Origin of the sequence: Thiothrix lacustris DSM 21227 (genome assembly GCF_000621325.1) — a bacterium.
GTDB lineage: Bacteria > Pseudomonadota > Gammaproteobacteria > Thiotrichales > Thiotrichaceae > Thiothrix > Thiothrix lacustris.
The window spans coordinates 45,431-68,956 of sequence record NZ_JHYQ01000021.1 but is presented as its reverse complement, the minus strand read 5'-3'; the positions used below and the strand labels follow the sequence as shown (position 1 = coordinate 68,956).

General features: G+C 46.3%; 23 protein-coding genes. 10 read left to right on the top strand and 13 right to left on the bottom strand.

Going from position 1 to position 23,526, the window contains the following annotated elements; genetic code table 11:
- Positions 1–11: 11 nt before the first annotated feature.
- The 7 genes from Q394_RS0111370 to rpsF form a co-directional block, all read right to left on the bottom strand.
- On the bottom strand, positions 12–1,490 hold the full coding sequence (locus Q394_RS0111370; RefSeq protein ID WP_028489394.1) for an ATP-binding protein: 1,479 nt from the start codon (positions 1,488–1,490) through the stop codon (positions 12–14).
- Positions 1,491–1,559: 69 nt separating this feature from the next.
- Positions 1,560–2,258, bottom strand: a complete 699-nt coding sequence (locus Q394_RS0111365; RefSeq protein ID WP_028489393.1) for a hypothetical protein — start codon at positions 2,256–2,258, stop codon at positions 1,560–1,562.
- A gap of 94 nt (positions 2,259–2,352) precedes the next feature.
- A complete protein-coding gene (gene alr / locus Q394_RS0111360) occupies positions 2,353–3,426 on the bottom strand; it encodes an alanine racemase (RefSeq protein ID WP_028489392.1) in 1,074 nt (357 codons plus the stop codon).
- A 26-nt stretch (positions 3,427–3,452) separates the two neighbouring features.
- Entirely contained in the window at positions 3,453–4,835 is a 1,383-nt protein-coding gene (dnaB, locus tag Q394_RS0111355) for a replicative DNA helicase (RefSeq protein WP_028489391.1), read from the bottom strand.
- Positions 4,836–4,967: 132 nt separating this feature from the next.
- Entirely contained in the window at positions 4,968–5,414 is a 447-nt protein-coding gene (rplI, locus tag Q394_RS0111350) for a 50S ribosomal protein L9 (protein WP_028489390.1), read from the bottom strand.
- Positions 5,415–5,478: 64 nt separating this feature from the next.
- Positions 5,479–5,706: a 30S ribosomal protein S18 gene (gene rpsR, locus Q394_RS0111345; RefSeq protein WP_028489389.1), complete on the bottom strand. Its 228-nt coding sequence runs from the start codon at positions 5,704–5,706 to the stop codon at positions 5,479–5,481.
- 24 nt (positions 5,707–5,730) lie between these two features.
- Positions 5,731–6,120 (bottom strand): 30S ribosomal protein S6, encoded by a 390-nt coding sequence (rpsF, locus tag Q394_RS0111340; RefSeq protein WP_028489388.1) that lies wholly within the window; start codon positions 6,118–6,120, stop codon positions 5,731–5,733.
- Between the two features lie 222 nt (positions 6,121–6,342).
- Between rpsF and Q394_RS0111335 the strand changes: the two genes are divergently transcribed.
- From Q394_RS0111335 to Q394_RS0111305, 6 genes are all read left to right on the top strand, one after another.
- The gene (locus Q394_RS0111335; protein ID WP_028489387.1) at positions 6,343–7,191 is read left to right on the top strand and encodes a serine/threonine protein kinase; all 849 of its coding nucleotides are present in this window, start codon (positions 6,343–6,345) and stop codon (positions 7,189–7,191) included.
- A gap of 41 nt (positions 7,192–7,232) precedes the next feature.
- Positions 7,233–7,547, top strand: a complete 315-nt coding sequence (locus tag Q394_RS0111330) for a hypothetical protein (protein WP_156946839.1) — start codon at positions 7,233–7,235, stop codon at positions 7,545–7,547.
- A gap of 111 nt (positions 7,548–7,658) precedes the next feature.
- Positions 7,659–8,174 carry an exosortase H gene (gene xrtH / locus Q394_RS0111325; RefSeq protein WP_028489385.1) on the top strand — a complete coding sequence of 172 codons (516 nt, stop codon included), beginning with the start codon at positions 7,659–7,661 and terminating at the stop codon, positions 8,172–8,174.
- Entirely contained in the window at positions 8,171–8,782 is a 612-nt protein-coding gene (locus Q394_RS0111320) for an exosortase H-associated membrane protein (RefSeq protein WP_028489384.1), read from the top strand. The genes xrtH and Q394_RS0111320 overlap by 4 nt, the downstream gene beginning before the upstream one ends.
- Before the next feature lie 165 nt (positions 8,783–8,947).
- Positions 8,948–10,594 (top strand): N,N-dimethylformamidase beta subunit family domain-containing protein, encoded by a 1,647-nt coding sequence (locus Q394_RS0111310; RefSeq protein ID WP_156946837.1) that lies wholly within the window; start codon positions 8,948–8,950, stop codon positions 10,592–10,594.
- A gap of 160 nt (positions 10,595–10,754) precedes the next feature.
- Positions 10,755–12,374 (top strand): N,N-dimethylformamidase beta subunit family domain-containing protein, encoded by a 1,620-nt coding sequence (locus tag Q394_RS0111305; RefSeq protein ID WP_028489382.1) that lies wholly within the window; start codon positions 10,755–10,757, stop codon positions 12,372–12,374.
- 59 nt (positions 12,375–12,433) lie between these two features.
- Here the strand turns inward: Q394_RS0111305 and Q394_RS0111300 are convergent, their stop codons facing one another.
- The 6 genes from Q394_RS0111300 to Q394_RS0111275 form a co-directional block, all read right to left on the bottom strand.
- Complete coding sequence (locus Q394_RS0111300; RefSeq protein ID WP_028489381.1) at positions 12,434–13,429, bottom strand: hypothetical protein; 996 nt, start codon at positions 13,427–13,429, stop codon at positions 12,434–12,436.
- A 57-nt stretch (positions 13,430–13,486) separates the two neighbouring features.
- Positions 13,487–15,307 carry a transglycosylase SLT domain-containing protein gene (locus Q394_RS21500; RefSeq protein ID WP_051543324.1) on the bottom strand — a complete coding sequence of 607 codons (1,821 nt, stop codon included), beginning with the start codon at positions 15,305–15,307 and terminating at the stop codon, positions 13,487–13,489.
- 134 nt (positions 15,308–15,441) lie between these two features.
- On the bottom strand, positions 15,442–16,245 hold the full coding sequence (locus tag Q394_RS0111290) for a ferritin-like domain-containing protein (RefSeq protein ID WP_028489380.1): 804 nt from the start codon (positions 16,243–16,245) through the stop codon (positions 15,442–15,444).
- Positions 16,242–17,363 (bottom strand): glycerate kinase type-2 family protein, encoded by a 1,122-nt coding sequence (locus Q394_RS0111285; RefSeq protein WP_028489379.1) that lies wholly within the window; start codon positions 17,361–17,363, stop codon positions 16,242–16,244. Before Q394_RS0111285 ends, Q394_RS0111290 begins: the two co-directional genes overlap by 4 nt.
- Complete coding sequence (locus tag Q394_RS0111280; protein ID WP_028489378.1) at positions 17,363–17,962, bottom strand: hypothetical protein; 600 nt, start codon at positions 17,960–17,962, stop codon at positions 17,363–17,365. The genes Q394_RS0111285 and Q394_RS0111280 overlap by 1 nt, the downstream gene beginning before the upstream one ends.
- A complete protein-coding gene (locus Q394_RS0111275; RefSeq protein ID WP_028489377.1) occupies positions 17,962–20,514 on the bottom strand; it encodes a penicillin-binding protein 1A in 2,553 nt (850 codons plus the stop codon). The genes Q394_RS0111280 and Q394_RS0111275 overlap by 1 nt, the downstream gene beginning before the upstream one ends.
- A 170-nt stretch (positions 20,515–20,684) precedes the next feature.
- Here Q394_RS0111275 and Q394_RS0111270 point away from each other — a divergent pair, with 170 nt between their 5' ends.
- From Q394_RS0111270 to Q394_RS0111255, 4 genes are read left to right on the top strand one after another with little or no spacing between them, the layout of a single operon-like run.
- Positions 20,685–21,737, top strand: a complete 1,053-nt coding sequence (locus tag Q394_RS0111270) for a pilus assembly protein PilM (RefSeq protein ID WP_028489376.1) — start codon at positions 20,685–20,687, stop codon at positions 21,735–21,737.
- The gene (locus Q394_RS20005) at positions 21,737–22,354 is read left to right on the top strand and encodes a PilN domain-containing protein (protein ID WP_051543322.1); all 618 of its coding nucleotides are present in this window, start codon (positions 21,737–21,739) and stop codon (positions 22,352–22,354) included. The genes Q394_RS0111270 and Q394_RS20005 overlap by 1 nt, the downstream gene beginning before the upstream one ends.
- Positions 22,351–22,980 (top strand): type IV pilus inner membrane component PilO, encoded by a 630-nt coding sequence (locus tag Q394_RS20000; RefSeq protein ID WP_051543320.1) that lies wholly within the window; start codon positions 22,351–22,353, stop codon positions 22,978–22,980. The genes Q394_RS20005 and Q394_RS20000 overlap by 4 nt, the downstream gene beginning before the upstream one ends.
- Positions 22,977–23,510 carry a pilus assembly protein PilP gene (locus Q394_RS0111255; protein WP_028489375.1) on the top strand — a complete coding sequence of 178 codons (534 nt, stop codon included), beginning with the start codon at positions 22,977–22,979 and terminating at the stop codon, positions 23,508–23,510. Before Q394_RS20000 ends, Q394_RS0111255 begins: the two co-directional genes overlap by 4 nt.
- Positions 23,511–23,526 lie beyond the last annotated feature (16 nt).

Sequence of the window (23,526 nt, the reverse complement as noted above, 5' to 3'; positions counted from 1 at the left end):
GTGGGTATCCATCAACTTTGCAGGGGTAGGTGTACCCGAATTTCCAAGCCACCCAGGGTGGAATGTGCCGCACTAATGCTGCCGCCATGTGCATCTACAATATTGCGGCAAATGCTTAAGCCAAGGCCAGCACCACCCGTGGCACGGTTACGCGAACTTTCGACCCGATAGAGGCGCTCAAACAAGCGGGGTAAGGAATCCTCAGGAACGCCTGGTGATGAATCTTCAAACAAGATGTCGACCCAACCAGCCTTAAGCTGGGTACTGATATGCAACTGCCCCGGTTTGTCGGTGTAACGCAGGCTGTTTTCCAGCAAGTTCTTGAACAATTGTTGCAACCGTTGTGAATCGCCCTGAATCAACACGGGCTGCTGACTTAAGCCCGTGGTATCGACGCTCAACTGTTGTTCATCCAGTGAGGTGCTGTGCACAGTTAGCGTTTCTTGCAATACCGCGATGAGGTCGAGGCTTTCCTGACGGTAACTCAACGCCCCGCTGTCAGACATGGACAGGTCGTACAAGTCGCTCACTAAGCGCTGTAAATGGCTAACTTCATGGTGAAGCGAGGCTAAGGTATGAGTATCCGGCTGGTTAATACCATCTTGCAAGGCTTCGATTTCACCACGCAAAATCGCCAGAGGGGTACGCAGTTCATGCGCAATATCCGCAATCCATTGCTTACGAGATGATTCATTTTTCTGTAAACGCTCTGCCAACTGATTAAAATCACGGGTTAAAAGGCCAAGCTCGTCACGGCCTGACGGCTGCATACGCGAAGCGTAATTACCCGCTGTTAATTGATGGGTTCCTTTGCGGAGTGCCTGAATCGGTCGCCCCAAATGACGTGCCAGTAAGAAAGACAATAAGCCTGCCATCGGCAAAGCCAATAACAACACAACCATCCATAAAGTACGTTGCAAGCGGTCAGCGAAGTCCACATCGACTTTTTCAGTCAGGCGTTGACGGCGATGCATACCCAAATAACCAATGGTTTTGCCTTGGGATTTTAGCTGATGCAGGTCTTCGGGTACGCCAAAGCGGATACTGCCTTTAACAACTTCACGCTTGGCATCTAACAGCACCATACGCCCGATAAAACGTTCCATGCGTTGTGCAATATGCGAGCGGGGTGGAGGCGGTGGCATCCCCTCTGGCTCATGATAAGCGCTAGGTGATGATGGCTGTGGTAAAGGGTCATCTTCTGCTGCATCATTCCCGTTAGCCGGAAAAAAACTACTACGCACGGCCGTATCGAGAATGGAGCTCCAAAGCTGTGAATTACGTTCAAGTTCCGTCCAATCACCACGGACTTGATAAACTTCAATCAAACGGGTTTCTAGCTGAAGAAGGGAACGGCTTTCCTGTTCATTCAGGTAGTCCAGAAAACTGCGTTTCAAACGGTATTGCAAAATACCCGCAAGCCCGCTAGCAATCAGTAGGCAGGCGAGAAAAATAGCAATGAACAGTTTGGTGCGGATACTTAAGATCATGATGTATGCTTGGACACTGGCAACTAGGAAATAGTTGCCAGTTTAACATCACCTATTTAATACCGGTGATTATTGGTAGCGAATTTCCAGCCATACGTGTCCCTTAGTACCCGATTTTTTGACCTGTACTACTTCAACTTCGCTTCCAGATGCCAAATTAGCGGCCACTTTACCCAATTTACGGCTGCCACTGCTGTGTTTACTAGGCGTCTGTTCACGCACAGTAGCTGACCACGCTAAGGGATACTTATTGCCTACGACGGGCAATTCAGCACCGATTTTCAGCCCTTGCTCTGTCCATTTGCCATCAGTAAACTGCCCAGCATAGATCCAGCCCGTTGAGCCTGTTGCCGTTGCGGCAACCTTTTCTTCGACAGGTGGAACATCGGGTTTTATCGTCGCAGTGGCCTCGACAGTTTCCGACACTACTGTTTTGGCTTCAGGCGTTACAACCGCTGGTGGAGTTAGTGTCATCTTAACAGGCTCTACCGCCAGATTGCTTGTAGCAGAATCTGTAGCAAGATCTAAAGAAGCAAGTGCGGGAATATCTGCTTTAGCCATAACTGGCGATGCTGGCATAATCGATGATTCGGCCGTAGCCATGACAGGTTTAGCATCACTAACTGTTTCACCATCCGCCACCAGCGTTTGGGAAAATAGGAAAGCCATGCCCGCCATTAATAGAGTGGTTCCTATCACCAAGCCAATCAGCTCACGCTTCATTTGCTCACGGCGGCTATTTTGAACTGCGTATTTTGTTGTTACCATGCTAAAGGCCCCATCCATAGTTAGATTTATTTGATTAAAAATTAGGATAGCAAATTTCTATCAAACAATCACTAATAAGCATTTACTTATATCATCAAATATATTCATGCCTGCAAAGATTTCCTGCATTACACAGAATCTCATAACTAATGGTGCCTGCCGCTTGCGCTATACGGTCGACTGAAAGGTGTTTACCCCATAGTTCAACTTGATCACCAATACGCGCCTCAATGGCATTTAGATCAATAACGATCATATCCATCGACACCCGCCCCAAAAGGCGCGTTTGCTTACCATTAATCCAAACAGGCGTGCCTGTCGGTGCATGGCGTGGATAACCATCCGCGTAACCAATCGCAACCACGCCGGTACGTGTATCTTCTGGGCAAACCCAACTGGAGCCATAGCCAATGCTTTCACCCTTAGCAATGGTATGAATCGCTATTAAGGGTGCTGTTAAGCTCATCACTGGCTGTAAACCATCACGCTGAACGTCGCCATTCGCGAAGGGAGAGGAACCATACAACATGATACCAGGACGAACCCAATTAACATGCGTCTGTGGCCAACCAAGAATACTCGCTGAATTACCCACACTACGCGGTGCTCGTAAACCTTCGGTGTACTTGAAAAACTGCTCTAATTGCTGGGATGTTTTAGGATTATCCAACTCATCAGCGCTGGACATATGCGTCATTAGCCATGGCGTTGGCTTGATATTCGGGTGTTTCCCCAAGCGCTCAAACAAGTGAGGCGCCTGTTCAACGGGGAATCCTAAGCGGTGCATTCCAGTATCGAGTTTCAACGCAACATCCAATTTAATGGAAGCAGGCGCACTATCCAGTAGCTCAAGCTGAGACAAATCATGAATAACCACGCGCAGCCTGTGCTCGGCGGCGGCTTTCATGCCCTGCAAGCCACTGAAACCTTGTAGTACAACAATAGGATGAATAAAACGTGCTTGGCGTAATTCGATCGCCTCTTGCAAACAAGAGACCGCAAAACCATTTGCATGGCTCAGGGTTTCCGCCGTTTTAAGCATATTATGCCCGTAAGCATCAGCCTTAATAACGGCCATTGCCAAACTGTTGGGCGCAACCTCTCGGCAACGCGCAAGATTATGGCGTAAGGCGGTGGAATCAATGGTGGCACAGGCTGATCTTTTCATTCAGGCACTTTAAAGGATTGCAATCATTATTCAAATCCTGGCGTATAGATGTCAGGGGTAAAATTCTCGAAACGGGTATATTTGCCAAGGAACGTTAAACGCACACTACCAATTGGACCATTACGCTGCTTGGCGATAATGATTTCTGCCGTACCTTTATCAGGAGACTCAGGGTTGTAGACCTCATCGCGGTAGATGAAGATGATTAAGTCAGCATCCTGTTCAATCGCACCCGACTCACGTAAATCCGACATGACCGGACGCTTGTTAGGGCGTTGTTCCAGACTACGGTTAAGCTGTGACAGTGCAATAACCGGTACGGATAGCTCTTTTGCCAAAGACTTGAGGGAGCGAGAAATTTCCGAAATTTCAGCCGTACGGTTATCTGAACCGCCGCCTACTTGCATGAGTTGTAGGTAGTCCAACACAATCAAGCCTAGCTGCCCGTGTTCACGCATCAAACGGCGGGCGCGGGCGCGGACTTCCGTGGGGGAAAGCGCTGGGCTATCGTCAATGAACATCGGCACATCATTGAAAATTTTCACGGCGGTAGCAATACGTGGCCAGTCTTCGTCGGTCAGTTTACCTGTCCGAATCCGAGTCTGGTCAACTCTTCCCATGGATGACAGCAAACGCAGGGTTAACTGTTCGGCGGGCATCTCCATACTAAAAATGGCAGTGGGCAGCTTTTTGTGTGCCGCTGCGTATTCGGCGATGTTCATCGAAAAAGTGGTTTTCCCCATCGATGGCCGCCCCGCCACGATAATTAGGTCGCCTTTCTGCAAGCCAGAAGTCATATCATCCAGATCATGGTATCCGGTCGAAACGCCCGTGACATTGCTGTCGAGCTTACTCATCTCCTCAATGTGCGCCAGCGTGACTTTGAGCAAACCTTTTAACGGTTTAAATACCTGCCCTTGCCTGGTTCCCTGCTCAGCAATTTTGAAAACCTTCTGCTCGGCCTCATCCAACAACTCTTTCGTAGGGCGACCTTGCGCTGTAAAAGCGGACTCAGCAATTCCCGTACCGACGGTAATCAGCTGGCGTAACACCGATTTTTCACGCACGATTTCTGCATACGCCTTAATATTCGCAGCACTGGGCGTATCTTTGGCCATCGTCGCAAGATACGAAAATCCCCCCGCATTTTCTAGATCACCACGCTGCTTGAGCCATTCAGAAACAGTAACCAAATCCAATGGTTTACTGTCTTCCACTAAATCGGCAATCGCGCGGAAAATTAAACGGTGATCCTGCCGGTAAAAGTCACCCTCAACCACTTTGTCGGCAATGGTATCCCACGCCGTACTATCGTTTGCTAAACCACTCAACAACAAGCCGCCCAGAACAGATTGTTCGGCTTCAATAGAGTGGGGAGGAATTTTCAGTGATTCGTATGAGTCTGCCATTCGTGCAGTTTAACTAAAATTGCAACGAAACGTTAGCGATAGGGTAGCGAGAAACGGCGTATAAACAAAAATACCCTACCGCACAATCAAGTACGATAGGGTATTTCTCTCAAGGCATTGTTAAGTCAGAAATTATTCTGCTTCAACAACAACCTTGATGGTGGTATCAACTTCAGCGTGCAAGTGTACGCTGATTTCAAATTCACCCAAGTGGCGAATAGCGCCATCCGGCATACGGATTTCACGACGCTCTACTGCAATGCCAGCAGCTTGAATAGCTTCAGCAATTTCAATATTGGAAACAGAGCCAAACAATTTGCCTTCGTTACCCGCTTTACCAGTGATGGTCAGAACCATATCAGCCAGTTGGTCACGACGTGCTTGAGCGGCTGCCAGAATTGCTTCGGCTTCAGCTTCCAATTCCGCACGACGTACCTCGAAGGCTTCCTTATTGGCTTTAGTTGCCATTTGGGCTTTGCCTTGCGGGATCAGGTAGTTGCGGGCATAACCAGGACGCACGGACACAACACTGCCCAAGGTTCCCAGATTTTCTACTTTCTTTAGAAGAATGATTTCCATCGTTCTCACCTTGTCTGCGCACAAACATCGAGCATTTGTGCGTAAGTTGACTGTTTACAGCACTTTATTTGTGCTGATCCGTGTATGGCAGCAGCGCGAGGAAACGTGCACGCTTGATAGCAGTTGCCAGTTGACGCTGATAAATCGCTTTGGTGCCGGTAATGCGGCTAGGAACGATTTTGCCAGTTTCGGTAATAAAGCTTTTCAAGATATCGAGATCTTTGTAATCAATCTCGGTGATCTTTTCAGCCGTGAAACGGCAATATTTTTTGCGGCGGAATTGACGTGACATAAATTATCTCCAGATCAACCGTAATTATTCGTCGTCAGATGAATCATCATCATCAGACAGGACTTCTTCACGCATACGCTTGGCAGGACGAGCTTCCGCGTCTTTTCTCAGCGGGGAAGGTTCGGTAACAGCCTTGTCACAACGCATGGTGACGTTACGGATAACCGCGTCGTTGAAGCGGAAAATGCTTTCCAGTTCAGCCAGTGTTTCCGCGCCGCATTCGATGTTCATCAGCACGTAGTGTGCTTTATGCAGCTTGTTGATTGGATAAGCCAGTTGACGGCGACCCCAATCTTCCAGACGGTGAACAGCACCACCGCTTTCTTGTACCATACTACGGTAACGCTCTACCATCGCAGGTACCTGTTCGCTCTGGTCCGGGTGGACCAAGAAAACAATTTCATAATGTCTCATGACGGTTTCCTTTCGGGTTAAGTAGCCTCCCGCTAACGGTGAGGCAAGGATCCAGGGGCATTAGCCCATAGAAAAGCGCCGAATTATCCATGAAACAGTGAGGCATTGTCAATTGACATTGATCCGTATCCATCCACAGGCAGCAAGTAAGACGACACAGCCTTCCTTCTTGACCTACACTAACGAAATATGGGCATTATTAGAAAAGAAAGGAACACCTGCATGAAGCACCCCTCACTGGCACAATACCCACTTGTCCTACCAGACTACCAGTTACTACAAGTTCTACATGAAAGTGATAATGCCATTATTGTATTAGCTCAAGCACCGGACTCCCAGCAAGTTGTCATCAAACGCTTTAAATTCAATGCCAGTCAATTAGAAAAACACCTGCTGGATGAATTCCTTATGGAAAGTTGGGCGCTAGGTTTGCTCGACCATCGCGGCTTAGTAAGACCTATTAATGCAGGCTTAGTAGCCGGTGCGTTGTACATGATAATGGAATATGTCCCCGGAAAAACCCTACGACGCCAACTAAGCTTAATGCCCCACCCATCACTGAAACAAGCCTTGCAGTGGTTTACAGAAATTACCTTAGCATTAGGTGAAATTCATAGTATTGGCCTGTTACATCAGGATCTTAAGACATCCAATATATTAGTGCGTAACGATGATTCACTGGCTCTGTTAGATTTTGGCCTTGAAACTCGCCTACTCGTGGCAACGGGATTCATGCGTGAAGATGAGATTTACTGTACACCCTATTACATCAGCCCAGAACGCATGATGGGTGACCCCCCTGATGAACGTACCGACCTTTATGCACTAGGGGTAATACTGTATGAGTTACTGGTTGGCCGCAAACCGTATGAATCACCATCACTATCAGAACTCTTGAAAAAACAGGCACTTGCCTCCATTCCCAAGCTACCTACTAGGCAATATGCTTATCAGCCATTAATCAATGGGTTATTGGCAAAGTTCCCCGAAAACAGGCTACAGTCAACTGAATCAGTGGTACGATTGTTGCAGGAAATTAATAAAGACATACCTACACAACATGAATGGTAAGTTTTTTTCAACTCAGGATTCCATGTCAGGAGATCAAAATCATGAAAAAACAAGCTAAATGCGTTGGTAACAAAATGATTGATTGCGAGCAATCATTAGTCTTTTACTTTATGCGTAGTGCCAAGTGGGTAGCGCTAGCATTATTGGTTGGTATTGGCGTTATGGGAGCAGCACTGCAATTCCAACGTTCTCAAGAGGTTAACTGGCTATTCTTTTCTGTCTGCATCCTATGTGGCCTCATCCTTTTTTGGATTGGACATTCGCTTATGAAAAATGAATGTACAACCCAGCAACGCAATGGCACTTGCAACAAAGCCCCTTCCACTATTGGTGATATCACTATACGACAGTCTTAAGTACGCCCAATAACGGTAGATATTCCATCCATGACAGAGCACAAAAGCTACCGTTCAACATCAAAATCAGATAAAATAATAGACTCATAAAAAATTAAAAGAAATAGGGCTATGTTACGTTTTCTTATATTCTTCCTAATAATACAAAGCGTGTTGTTCGGGGTTGAAATGCTACAACCTGTACAATCTGCCATTATTCTTCCTTGGACAAGCCTGTTAGCGGATGTAAGTGGTGCTTTAATGTCGGCTTTTGATCCCAACATTGCCACAACAGGTAAAGTAGTCAGCAGTACACTGAATGGTTTTGCCGTCTCGATCGAACCCGGCTGCAATGGGGTTGAGGCTATGCTTATATTGCTGGCTGCCATTATTGCCTTCCCTTCTCCACTTCTCTATAAACTCAAGGGGCTATTCTGGGGTTTCATGGCCATTCAGGGTATGAATTTGTTACGAATCATTAGCCTATTTTACCTAGGCCAATGGAGCCAAACGTTATTTGACTGGGCACACTTATACATATGGCAAGCCCTGATCATGCTGGATGCCTTAGTGGTCTTTCTCCTATGGATTCACTATCTGCCTAGGCAAATCCCCCCCTCGCAATCCCTACCAGAGGCTCATGCATGATTCATCAACCACTGCATCGCTTTATACTGGGCGTCATCCTATTACTGCCGCTAACGTTTTTTCTTTGGTACATCACCGCAAGCTATCATCTTGCCCCTATCACCTTGATCACGGGCAAACTGCTGACCATACTGCTTCCTGATGCGTTGATGTGGCTACGCTTAGATGGCCATATATTAGTGCTAGCCTCCAACTTCGGGCATGATATTCATGGAGCAATTGTCTCTCCCCCCACAGGAGAAGATGCGTTAGGCTTCCACCTCAACCCATTGATTTACAGCTATAGCGTACCCTTGCTAACTGCTTTAATACTAGCCACCCCCTGCCAATACAAAATGCAAAATCTGGCATGGGGATTATTACTGATTTTACCCACTGAAATATTTAGCATGATCTTTAGTGTACTAAAAACACTCACATTTGATGTGGGTACAGCATTCCAAATTCAACAAGGCATTTCCCCTCTAGGTGTCGATTTCATCGCCTTGGGCTATCAAATAGGCACATTATTGCTGCCAATGATTGCGCCACTTATCATTTGGATCAGCCTCAATCGCGAATTTATCACCAAACTTGCACCGCAACTGGAACACAGCTTGAATCACTAACTCCCCACACACAACACCATTCATTCTAGACTATTCACTACCGATCTTTGAAATCCCTCTGATTGTCTGATTGTCAATGCGATTTTCTAATAATTACGATTTAATCGTAATTATTAGATAAATTTATCGTAAACCATCATTACACACAATCATGTGAGAGAATTCATGACTCAACCCCTACCTCCTCGTCATTCTATTTTCAAAAAAGTAAGCACTAAACTAATACTTGGTGTTACTGGGATATTTATCCTACTGCCCTTAGAGACCTTTGCTGTCTCATGCAACTTCCAAAATAGCGATACCTTCACCGAAATTTGTGGCTACCTTGAAGCAGGAGAAATTAAGACTGGCGGACAGCTTAATCTTCATGTTTCCAGTACCACACCTCATTTCAAGGTGAATATCCGACGTGCCGGGCATGACAACACCAATCTGCTAACGACATCTTTTAATGGAGCAGGTAATTATGGTGCTAATAGCCATACCCAATTGAACTGGGGATCCGCCTATACAGTCAACATTCCGTCAGATTGGATAAGTGGTATTTATGAAGTCAGCCTAAACAATGGACGAGGAAGTTATCCAGAATTTGTCGCGATCAAAGCGGCGCAACCAGGTAGCCATTCCAAAGTATTGGTGCTGGATAGCCTGCCTACCAAGATTGCTTACTCACCAATAGGTGGTAAATCGCTCTACGGCTTCAACTCCAGTAATGGACAAGCTTCTTCGCAAGTAGGCATGGAACGTCCCACCGGGCGGGGACAATGGACAGAACACCGCGAATTCGTCGGGTGGCTTGATCAAGAAGGCATCGCTTATGAAGCTGCTTCCATGATGGATTTACACCGTGATCCCTCTCTACTAGGTCACTATAACTTAGTCATTCTGGTTGGACATAACGAATACTGGTCGAAAGAAATGCGTGATAACTGGGATAACTACCTTACAACGGGTGGTAATGCGGCCATTTTCAGTGGCAATACCATGTGGTGGCAAGTACGTTTCAGTGAAGACGCTAAACAGATGATCTGTTACAAAAACGCAATGGCTGATCCTCTGTATGGCATAGATAATAGCCGAGTCACCACTAACTGGTTCAACCAACCCATCAATCGCCCTGAAAATCTATCCATCGGCGTTAGCTTCCGTCATGGTGGTTATCACGACTACACTGAAAATGGTGTTCAATATTACGTCAAAAATGGGATGGATGATGATGGCTCCAATGGCGGATTCAAGGTCACCGATGCTTCACACTGGATATTTGAAGGCACAGGGCTTAGCAACGGCAGCATATTTGGAAGAGCTAGCGGTATTTCAGGTTATGAAGTCGATGGAGCACTATTCCAAATGGTTAACAACCACCCCGTTACAACAGGTGAAGACGGCACACCGCTCAACTTCCAAATTTTGGCGACCACTCCAACCTATGCAGTCAACTCACCCTCTGGTGTTCCAGGCATCGTATACAACAATCACAATAGTCAAGGCTGGGGGACACTAGGCCTATTCAAGCCATCAGATAACAGCGGCACCGTCTTTGTCGCACCCACCATTGATTGGGCAGAAGGGTTACAAGAAGCATCCGTCGGGCGTATTACCAAAAACGTCATCAATCAGCTCAAAAGCCGCACCACGACCACGGACTCTACTATTATTAATAATGGAATAGGAAACGGCAACACCCAAATAGTATTACAAAACAACAGTGGCGGAGGCGGTAGCCTACCCGCCCTCTCGTTATTAATTTTATTAATAACGAAATTAATCTGGAAGATTCGAAAAAATAGCACCCAAGAAATTGATAAATAACAATTTTAATAAAATAGAATTAGCAATGACAACTTATTCATCAGTAATAATGATTTAATTCTGGTAAAACTTTATCATGTTGAACTAGAATAATAGAGATTATAACCCCATCTAAAAAGTGCTGCTTTATCAATGGCAGTTCTGGAGAAAATGAAACAAAATGGCTAAAATAACATCAGCTTATGCCAATGCAATGCCCAAAAAATTATCAATCGGTGCGATTGGATTACTCAGCTTAGTCTTATCTCAAAGTGCATTTGCCGTGTCTTGCAATTTCAAGAATGGCGACATATTCACTGAAATCTGCGGCTACCTCGAAATAGACAGCGTACAAACAGGTGGTCAACTGAAGGTACATGTTGCTAGCACCACCTCCAATTTTGATGTACATATTCGACGAGCAGGCAATAGCAATCCCAACTTACAAAGCACTTCCTTTAGCGGTGCGGGTAATTACACTCCATCAGGAAGCGACTATGATGGTTTAAACTGGGGATCTGCCTACACGATTAACATTCCAGCCAACTGGACTAGCGGCATCTACGAAATCAGTTTTAACAATGGCAAGGGCAGTTATTCTGAATTCGTCGCGATCAAATCGGCACAACCGGGTAATTACTCCAAAGTACTCGTACTTGATAGCTCCACCACCGCATTCGCCTACTCACCCATTGGTGGGAAATCCATGTATGGCTTCAACTCCAATAACGGCAAAGCAAGCCATCAACTTTCCACAGAACGTCCAACAGGTCGAGGGCAGTGGGCAGAACACAGCGAATTCGTTACCTGGCTGGATAAGCAAGGCATTGCTTATGAAGCAGCATCGATGATGGATCTTCATCGTGACCCATCCTTACTGAATAACTACAACTTAGTCATGCTGGCTGGACACAACGAATACTGGTCCAAAGAGATGCGCGACAATTGGGATAACTACCTTGCTGCTGGTGGCAACGGTGCTATTTTCAGTGGCAATACCATGTGGTGGCAAGTACGCTTTAGCGCAGATAACAAACACATGATTTGTTATAAAAATGCCAATGACGACCCATTATACGGACAAGATAACAGCCGAGTTACCACTAATTGGTTTAAATCCCCCGTTAACAGGCCAGAAAACCTGTCAATAGGCACTAGTTTTCAACATGGGGGTTATGCTAATTACACTACATCAGGTCAACAATACTATGTTAAAAATGGTAGTGGTGATGATGGCTCCTATGGTGGCTTCAAAGTGACTGATGCGACACATTGGGCATTTACAGGCACTAATTTGGCCAATGGCAATATCTTTGGACGTGGGGATGATGTCAACAGCCGATCAGTCGTGGGTTATGAGGTTGATGGTGCATTATTTAGTATGTCCAATAACAAACCAGTAGTTACTGGAGAAGATGGCACTCCCAGTAACTTTCAGATACTAGCAACAACACCCGCCTATGCTGTCAATTCACCTTCTCTTGTACCGGGCGTCGTTCATAACAACTACGCAGGTCAGGGCTGGGGCACTATGGGCATCTTCCAGCCAACAGTGAATGGGGGGGTGGTATTTACTGCTCCCACAATCGACTGGGCAGAAGGCCTAAACGATCCACAAGTCGGGTTGATTACTAAAAATGTCATTGAAAAACTAAAAACACGCGGCCAATCTTCTTCCAGTAGTAGCAGTGAGCCATCACAAAGCACAACAACAACGAGCGGTGGTGGTGGTAGTTTGCCCATCTCAGGGTTATTACTTGGCTTGCTTGCAATCTTTAGACTTAAGCCACGCAAACAATAAGTACTGCATCACACTAACAGTGACTATCGAGAGATAGTCACTGGATAGACTTGATCAATTCAATCTTCATGTGTGGAGTTTTGTGAGCCGAGCGCAGAATCTTTCTCTTTTTTCCAGGATTCCAAGCTGATAACTTTGTCGGGTGTATGATTATCTTTACCGACGACATGGGCATGTCCCAACAATACGGATGGATTTCCAGCCAAAAACTCACGCATCAGACGCAATTTCAAACTGTTAGGAAACTTGCTCTGACTTTGATCATTTTCCAACGCTTCGGCTTCTTCTTCCGTTAGGGAATTAACCAATTTTTCCCAACGCTCATTCAAGGCAAGCTCGATGCTAGCACTGTCAGCTTCTAACTTAGCCAATACATCCGCTGGCAAGGAACTTAAATAATCATCAATATTGCCAAGAATCCGACCAAAACGCATTTCCAATAAAGCGCGTAATACCTCATCTGTCCACTGCTCTTCAGCATGTTTTGCAAAGACATCTGATTCACTGATCAATAAGCCATCCGGGCTAACTAAACCACTTCTCTCACCATAACGTCTCCACAGGATGTGTAGCTGTGGAAGAAACTGCTCAAGCCTCAGATTCTCATCAGCAGATTTTGGCAAAAAGGTAATGGGTTTGAATTGCGGATAAAGCTGACAAAACTGATACAAGGCACTGGCGTACTGAAAAGGGTCAAAACTCAATGTGATGACATTTTCATCAAAATCCTCGAGTACATCTTCTTCCTCATCCTCGGCAAGCTCAATATCAAGGAAAGGCTCATAGTGTTCAAACACGATATCCCAAAGAATTTTGCCGTCGTGATGACGCACAAAAATAGCAGATTCCACTTGAAACTCAGGCAAATCAGGCGTGGTATTTACAATCCAATAGTCACCACCAGACTGGGCACTACGCACAAGCGCACGGAAATCCAGCAATCCAAACGGGATTTCCATGATACGATCGGGGTGGCTGTAACCTTCAAGCACAACAAGCTGAACAGAAGGCGCACCACCTTCAAGTGTGACAACAAACGATAAACTTTCTTCCATGAAAGCATTCTACCAAAACATGAAGCAACACACTGAAAATTTCACATACGCTCGCAATCAGGGTCGAGCACACTCCGCCACTTTCAAATCGCGTCCCGGTACAAGCACTGTATCTAAGCGTATATGGTTGAGCGACAGTAAATCTTGGGGGTGAATGCCTAATTTACTTGCAACCAGCTCAATCGTATCACCGGCTTGTGGGAAGTAGAAAAATGCACCATAACGACCACTACCACGCTCAGCAGTCTGCGCAATAACAGACGATGGCAAGCTGGCACAACTTATCAAACCATTTTGTTGAACCTCGGGTTCGGGAACAACAGGGGCTGAAGCTGGTTCTTCTACGATCAAAGCAGGTGCCTCTGTGACCAAAGGTTCTGCTGGCGCCACTACTGGTTCTTCAATAGTCGTCGCACTAATGCGTTTTACTCGCACAATATCCTGATTAATAGAAGAAATCAGATGTACATTGGGGTCAAGTTGTTCAGCAACCTGAGCAGAAGCCAATGGAGTTTTCTCATTGCGTTGGAATGCCAAATTCTTAGCAAGCGATTCTGACTCTGCGGGTAAAACCATGCCAGTAGTCACACCTTGATTCAATACTTGTCCATCCATCAAGGTTCCTGTCCCTTCAATTTCTGCCTCAGCAGGTGGCTCAGCAACAGCGAGAGTTTCACCACGTAAAGCAGCCTGATACGCCAGCTCGGCTTGCTGCCAATCAGCTAATAATAATTGAGCATTGGCGATGGAGTTTTTACCCTGTTCCAACTTAGTCAGATTAGTTAGAACAGTTCTGATATACCCACGGGTTTCTTTAAACGTTATTGTCACAGGTTGACCTTGCTCTATCCTGCCAGCACCAGCATTATAAGCGGCAATAGCATGAGTAGGACTTCCGTTATAACGCTTTAGCAACCAACTTAGATAACGAGTACCTGCATTGATATTTTCACTTGGGTCAAAGATATCCATCACACCCAACTCAGCAGCCGTTTCAGGCATAAGCTGCATTAAACCAGACGCGCCTTTATGAGAAACCACCATTTCACGATAACAACTTTCTGCGGCGATAACTGACTTCACCAAAGCAGGGTTAACACTATAGCGCTTTGCCGCTGACTGAATAATTTTTTCATACGGTGCTGCCTTGCCTTGCAAGGTTTTCACGCCAAATCCACCACATCCTCTAGCCTCTGGGGTACGAGGATAGTGAACACTGGCTACACGTGATTGAAACCAAGTTTTAGCGGCTTTCTCATCCGGCTTGGGTAATTCGGATAATGCTGAGAAATAGGCTTTCTCCTCTTTACCCCACGTCTTCAATAAGGCTAGTGCCTGACGATTCGTTTTTTTATTATTTTCCAGTTTGAGTAAAGTGCTGAGCAATTGATTGACTGAGTCACGAATATCACTCAATGGCACTTGTTTTGCCACTTCTTCCCCAACCCTACCACCATCACTAACATAAGCAGCGAACACTTCAGCCAAACTTCCCTGATAGCGCTTCAATAAATAACTCAGATAGCGGGTTCCAGCATCAATATTTGCTTCAGGATTCAATACCTCTAACGCACCAAAACGCTTAGCAGTATCAGCCCTAAGTTGCATCAAACCAACAGACCCATTGGGGGAAACCTGAACAGCATTAAAACAACTACCGGATGCTATGACAGCTTTGATCAGTGATGGGCTAACATCATAACGTTTAGCTGCTTGCGAGATAGCCACCTTATAAGGCTCGGCATTTTTGTTAAGTACTTTTGCACTACTCCCCATGCATGATGTACTTGAGACATCGCCAGCATAAGAGCTAACGGGAATGCACAGCAAACTGCTGGCAAAAAACACTGCCCATAGTGTTTGATCTGTTTTTTTCATAATGACAAGACACTCATTGAATAAGCCGCCTATTAATCTAGGCTAATAGAGTAGATTCTGCCGGAAAACCTTAGAAAATGCTTGCCACCATTCAAGCAATGGCTATTGCATCCGATAAACGGCTTTCTTTACAGCTATTCCATTGCCTGTAACTGTTCTAATTCATTAGCACTGAACCCGGCCTGTAAACGTGCTTCTGTATAAAATGGGCCACGTAATGGCGCCTGTAATACTTCACGTATTAACTTCCGAAAAGTGGCCTCTGGTTCTAGCGCTCGTTGCTCACAACAATAGCGAAACCAGTGAGAACCAATCCGAACATGCCCGATCTCATCCCGCAGAATGATTTCTAAAATGGCAATGGTCGACTCATCCCCCACCTCACGTAAGCGCTGCATCATCCCCGGCGTCACATCCAAGCCTCGTGCTTCCAGCACACGAGGAACTAATGCCATACGTACTAATGCATCATGATCCGTTTTACACGCCTGCTCCCACAAACCGTTGTGTGCTGGCAAGTCACCGTAAGCACAATTAAAATCCTGCAATCGCTCACGCAATAAACTGAAATGATAAGCTTCTTCCGACGCCACCTGTAACCAGTCACCATAATAAGCGTCAGGCAAATCACGAAAACGATAAGCAGCATCTAACGCTAAGTTGATTGCATTAAATTCAATATGTGCCACAGCATGTAACAAAGCCTTCTGCCCTTCTGGAGTAGTCAGCTTACGTTGTTTGACCTGTTTGGGATGAACAAGTTCCGGCTTAGCTGGACGCCCCGGCACTAAAATCGCTAATACGGGAACATCTGGCCGATTTTCACGTAATAAAGCACCGGCCTGCCAATCAACATAGAGTTGGTGAACACTCAAAAGCTTTTGCTCAAGGTCAGTTTCCATCAGACAAGCATACGCTGCCGCGTAAAGATTTTTCATGACAATTTCAAACCCAGAATCATATCCATCACATTTGTACCCGTGGGCCCTGTATGAATACAATCACCACTAGCCGCAAGGAATGTACCCGCATCAGCTGTTTGCAAACAAACCAATGGATCCAGTTGATGATATTTTCCACGTTGTACGCTGTTCTTATCGACTATTGCCCCGGTATCTGTTGTGACACCATCTGTCCCATCCGTACCCGCTACCAACAATAAAATATTGTCATCAGAACGCAAATACAGCGCGGCAGTTAAAGCAAGGTGTTGATTGCGCCCTCCATATCCCGGATTGAGAGGCAGTTCCAGCGTCGTTTCAGCTCCCCACGCATAGAGCCCAGGCTCACTATTGCGTAAGTGTTCCACACAAAGATGGGCAACAACCTCCGCATCCCCTTCCAAAAAATCGGGCATGATATGCACAGGGTAATCAGTCGCTATTGCTGTCAGCATTTGCTGATTGCTAGCCACTATTTCCCAGTCAAAATCGGGGTTTGGTGCAGGAAACAATAACCCAGAACCAATCACTGCCGGATCATCATCGGGCACATCGGACATCAGCAAGCAACGTACTGAACGCTTCCCAAGGTATTGCCACAGCTTACCGCCCTTAATCAAAGAGAGCGTGCGACGCATGGCATTAATCTCACTGATGACAGCACCATTCGCCAGCATGTCGTGGGTCGCTTGCTGCAAACGAGGCAAGTTCCACCCCTCATCCAGCACTTCCACTAAACTCGATGCTCCACCAGAAATCAGAAACAGAACGGATGCGTCTTCAGGCAGGTTTTGTAAGTAAGCCATCAAGGCTTCACCGGCTTGCAGAGAGGACTCGTCAGGGATCGGATGGGCAGATTCAATAACCTGTACGTTATCCCTTACAAGCGAGGAGGCATGGCCATGCTTGGTAATCACCAAACCGCTTTGCAGATTACCCTTCAGATAACGGGCTGCGCCGCTGAACATAGCATCGGCAGCCTTACCAATCGCGACAACATGACCAGACTCACGTTTGCCTCTGGCCAGTAAGGCACGGTAAACAGCCTGCTCACCATTAACGGCGGCAAGCCCAGCAGCATAAATTTCCAGCAAATAGGTACGATGATCCGTCATTAGCCTAACAACACCGCTACTTTTTTCCGATCCGCTCGCTTCATCGCCTTCCCGGTAATCGGACTGATTGGCGCACCTGCAAATCGGTCGTCCTGAGGGAATACCATCAGCTCCACTTCCACATCATCAACATAGAAGCGTAACAAAGGGAAATAATCTTGTTTTTTACTACCTAAGCGGGTGCGGCGCTCATGGATCTGAAACGGGATATGTTGATCCTCTAGGAAAAACATCACCTCTTCCACACTATCCGCACCCAAATACAAGGTAACAGCAGAATGCGGGCTGGATGTTCCCTCTAAAGCGGCTCCAGTCAGGTAGGGACGATAGGCTTGCAAAAAATCCATCGCCTCAAGTGCCACTTCACGATGATGACGTAGCAAACTAGGGTGGGTATCAGCATCGAACAACTGAATGCGCTGGTGGATAGCCTCCTCAACCTCCTCATTGGTGGGCTGGGCACTACCCTGCATTCTCACTCCCAAGTTTTCTGCTGCCCGTAATTTTGCCAGACGATAATCACGCATACCATCGTCATAAATCAAGCGAGCCGCCTCATCTGCCACCAAATGGCGCAATTCATCCCGACTAGTTCGCATTAGAAAAGCTGCTCAGGAATTTCCACTCGCTCAGGAGGGCGCTGTGCAGCAGGCACATTAGGGCGCCTCACTTGACGAGGAGCAATATCACGCTCATTTTTATACTGGAACCCATTACTCGGAGTGGTTTTCTTATTAGAAGAAGTTGATTTCTGACGAGAAGATTTAGGCTTACTCTCAACCCCTAATCCTAAATCAGCTTCCTTGATATTAACGGGTTTTTCCCATTCTTTAGAAGGCTCACCCTTCAACACACGGTGCATGAAGTCAATCCACATCGGCAATGCCACATTAGTGGCGGTTTCACCTTCACCAAGCTTCGCCATATTGTCAAAACCGACCCAAGCAATCGTCACAACTTCAGGCGTAAAACCACAAAACCAAGCGTCTTTTTGATCATTCGTCGTACCTGTTTTTCCGGCAATGTCTTTACGATTCAACGCACGCCCCGCACGTGCTGCCGTACCAAACTGTGTAACACCCTGCATCATGCTAACAATTTGATAATGAGTACGACTGTCCATGATTCGTTTAGCGGCTGGGTATACACCCTCTTCACCGATCTTTGGATGCTCAACTGCCGCCGTTTCCCAAATAGGTTTGCCAGAGACATCCTTCTTACTAGGCTCTGGTTTAGTGTCATCTACTGGCTTATCACTGGCTTTTTTAGCATCTGCTTCTGGCTTGATAACGCAGACATCAGACTCACTTTCACAAATCCGAGGGGATGTCTCTTTAAATAATACGCGATGATCACGGTCTTCAATGCGGGTAATAAAATAGGAATTAATTTTGTATCCACCATTTGCAAAAGCTGAATAAGCAGTTGCCATTTCCATGGGTGTTGTCATTGCCGTGCCCAAAGCCAGTGTCAGATTGGGTGGTAAATTTTCTTTGGGAAATCCAAATCGAGTAGCAAAATCAATTGCATAATTCACACCAATACTGCGCAACAAGCGAATAGAGACCAGATTGCGGGATTTGGCCAACGCCTCGCGTAAGGTAGTAGGGCCAATATATCTGCCACCAAAATTTGAAGGCTTCCACGTACTACCGGGAATATCCAAGGGGGCATCATTCACAACACTGGCAGGCGTAAAGCCTTTGGACAAAGCAGCAGCATAAATAATGGGCTTAAAACTGGAACCCGGCTGGCGCACTGCCTGCGTAGCTCGGTTAAACTTAGAATGGTAGAAATCAAACCCACCCATCACCGCACGCACCGCGCCATCACTGGGATCAAGCGATACTAACGCACCACCGACCGTTGGTACTTGTGCCAATGTCCATGTATTTTTTTCCTTATCCGTCTGCCGTAAACGTACAATATCCCCTGCTTTCAATACATCACTGACGCGCTTCGGTGCTGAACCACGCCGATCTTCAGTCTTGAATTCACGCGCCCACTTAACAGCATCAAGATCCAAGGTCACACGTGTTTCGCCAACCAATAACTCTGCAACACTACTGTTAGCACTCAAGACTAAGGCTGGAAATAAATCCCCAAACACAGGATAGGTAGAGAGCTTATCAAGCATATCATCTTCGGTTTTCAAATCACCGAGATCAACCTTATCTTCAGCACCACGATACCCATGCCGATGATCATAGGCCATCAGGGCTTTACGCAAAGACTCAGCCGCTTCTACTTGCTTTTCCGAATCCAACGTAGTGTAAACATGGTAGCCCTCTGTATAAGCGTTATCTGCGCCGAAACGCTTAACGATATCTGCCCGCACCATTTCCGCCAGATAAGGGGCATTAGCATCAAGTTCAGTCTTGTGTTTTTCAGCAGTATTGGGTTCATTTAGCGCTGTTTGATAATCCAGTTGGGAGATATGTCCCAACTCCAACATGCGCTTGAGGATGTAGTTGCGGCGAATCATCGCACGCTCAGGATTAGCTAAAGGATTGTAACGCGAAGGCGCTTTAGGCAAACCAGCAATCATCGCACACTGAGCCAAGGTTAATTCACTCAAGCTTTTGCCGTAGTAAGTTTCAGCCGCAGAAGCAATCCCATAGGCTCGATTACCCAGATAAATCTTGTTCAAATACAACTCAAGAATTTGATCTTTAGTGAGATTTTGCTCCATTTTAATGGCTAGCAAGGTTTCCTTGAACTTTCGCTCAAGGTTTTTACCTGAATCAAGAAAGGAATTTCGAGCCAACTGCATCGTGATGGTACTAGCGCCCTGACTGGCTGATCCGGTCGACACGACATTACGCAATGCACGCAATACACCTTTGATATCGACACCTTGGTGCTCGTAAAAACGGGCATCTTCAATGTCGATGAAAGCCTGCGTCAAATTGCGCGGAACGGCAGACAAGGTAACGGGACGGCTGCGTCGCTCACCGTACTCCGCCAACAACTCACCATCACGTGTATAAATACGCAACGGTACCTGAATATCAATTTTACGCAATTCCGCTTCATCAGGTAACTGAGGAGCATAATGGGAATAAAGGGCGAACAAACCCAAAGCTCCCAAGGTGAGAAGCGCAAAAAAACCGCCTAAAACAAGCTGAAAAAACTTATAGATGAACCGCATGACTATATTGGACTTTTATTCATTTACGCACGGCTCCCGTTTATCTGAAAGCACGCCACCCAAGACGGGCAGAGTAGACTATTTTGAGATTCGACGCTACCATTGACCTGAAAATAATTAAAAGATATGAATAATAACGTTTAATAATAACAATAACCCCGGAATTGCCTGTGTTTTCAATATATCCTCGTAAAGAAAGCCTACTCGGCCTGGACATCAGCTCTTCTGCCATCAAATTGGTGGAAATGACCCGTAGAGGGCGCGATTACCGGATCGAAAGCTACGCCGTTGCTCCTTTACCAGAAGGAGTGGCTAATGAAAAAGACATCGTAGAACCGGAACCGGTTGGCGAAGCTATTCGTCGTGCCCTACGGGATAGCCGTTCCAAACTAAAACATTGTGCCCTTGCCATTCCAACCTCCATGGCAATCAGCAAAATCATCCAAATGCCTGCCAGCATCCCGCAAGCTGAGCTAGAAGCACAGATGTCGATGGAAGCAGAGCAACACATTCCTTATCCAATGAACGAAGTTAATTACGACTTTGAAATTCTTGGACCCTCTGCAAATGCGCCCGAATCAGTGGATGTGCTTCTCGCCGCGACTCGCTCAGAAAATGTCGAAGTTCGCGTCGCAGCCGCTGAAATGGCCGGGCTAACTGTGGACATTGTAGACACAGAAACCCATGCGCTGGAAAAGGTATTACGTCACCTAACCGGTGAGTTAAGCCAACATGACTCACTCGCTATCGTCGATTTTGGCGCGACCATGACGGGCATTAGCGTGTTCGAGCAAAGTCGCTTAACTTTTTCCCGTGAACAAGTATTTGGTGGTCGCCAATTAACCGAAGAAATTATGCACCGCTATGGCCTAACTTGGCAGGAAGCGGGTCTAGCAAAAAAAGAAGGCAATCTGCCGGAAAACTACGTTTCAGAAGTACTGGAACCTTTTAAAGACAGCATGGTGCGTCAACTGCATCGTTTCCTCCAGTTTTATTACGCTTCAAGTCAAAAGGATAGCGTGTCACAAATTCTTATTTGTGGTGGTTGTGCACGTATTCCCGGAGTAGATGAACAAATCCAGTCCACCATCGGCATTCCCGTTCGGGTAATAAACCCCTTCACACAAGTGGCCCTTGGCTCACGCGTCAGCCCGGTTAGATTCACTAACGACATGCAAGCGTTATTGATTGCGGCTGGCTTATCACTGCGAGGACTAGAGTAATGGCAGGCTTAAACCTTCTCGCATGGCGAGAAAAAGCCCGAGAGGAAAAAAAGAAACAGTTTTTCCTCTTAGTGGGCACGAGTGCCGCCTTCGCCGCTGCTTGTGTCTTTGGTGCACATCAGTACATGCAGTCATCCATCGAATACCAGGAACAACGCAATCAATTTCTCACCACCGAAATTGAGGCACTAGAAAAGCAGATCAAGGAAATTGAACAACTCGATGCCACTCGCCAAGCACTGCTTGATAGGATGCAGGTTATCGAGGATTTACAAAGCACACGCCCTGCTATTGTCCACCTATTGGATGAAATGGTAAATGCACTCCCCAAAGGCATGTATTTACTTTCTCTAAGGCAAGAAAATACCAAAGTGCAACTTGAAGGCAAAGCCGAATCCTATGCAAGGGTTTCCAGTTATATGAACCGACTGGATGCCTCCCCATGGTTAAGCTCATCTAACTTGAACATCATTTCCACCAAACCGGATGAGAAAAACGCCGACATTCTTTTAAGAGATTTCAAGCTAGATGTCACCCAGCTGCTACGCCAAGGCAAAGATGGCGAAGCAACAACCGATCAGATCAAAACACCGGAAAAATCGGGGGGTGGCTCATGAATCTGCACGAACTTAATAACCTAGTCGATGATCCAGGCAGTGTGTCTTGGTCGATCAAATCAATAGCATTAACCGCTATTCTGATCATCATTCTACTCCTAGGTTATCAACTCATTATTATTGATGAGCTTGATGCACTCGCGGGCGTTGAAGCCAAAGAGCAACAGCTCCGTAGTGATCTTGAAGTGAAGCAAAAACGTGCTAGCCAACTGCCACAGTACCAAGCACAACTAGCAGACATGCAGCGTTCTTTCAGCATTCTATTGCGCCAGCTTCCTTCTGATACAGAAATTCCGGGATTGATTCTGGATATTTCTGAAAAAGGCTTATCCAACGGCTTAGCCCTAGAACTGTTTGAACCTCAAAATGAAGTACAAATGGAATTTTATGCAGAAAAGCCCATCAAGATCATCGCCAAAGGCTCGTATCGTGAACTAGCAACGTTTGTCAGTGACATTTCAGGCCTACCTAGAATTGTTACCATCAACAATATTGACCTAAAACCTGAAGAAAAAACAGGCCGCTTGCGTATGGAAGCCATCCTGAAAACCTATCGCTATTTAGAAGATAGCAACAACGATACAGCCACCAACAACAGCGCCAGCAAAACAGGGGGTAAAGGATGAAGCACGCCCTGAGATTAGTCGCCAGTTTAAGCACACTCCTGTTACTAAGTGCCTGCAATAGCGACATGAGCGACCTAGAACAATATACACAAACAGTCAAAGCGAAACCGGCATCGCCCATTGACCCTATTCCTGAAGTCAAGCCCTACGTGCGTTTCATCTACCCTGGGCATGAAATGGATCCGTTTGACTCAAAAATACTCGCACCAGACGTCAAAGCAGACACTGGCAGCACGATCATGCCCGATCCGAATCACGTTCCTGAGTTTCTGGAAAGCTTTCCGTTGGACAGTTTACGCATGGTAGGCACCATCAACCAAAACAACTCACTGTGGGCGCTAATACGCATACCCGATGGCGCTGTCCACCGAGCACGCGCAGGCAATTACCTTGGCAAAAACCACGGTAAAATCAGCAAAGTCGAAGAAACCAATATAACTGTACAAGAAATTGTCGAAAACGGTTTCGGCGGTTTCAAAGAACGGGAAAGTGCCATTGCTCTCTCTGACCTAAAAGATGTAAAAAAATAACAAACAGGACTAGCAA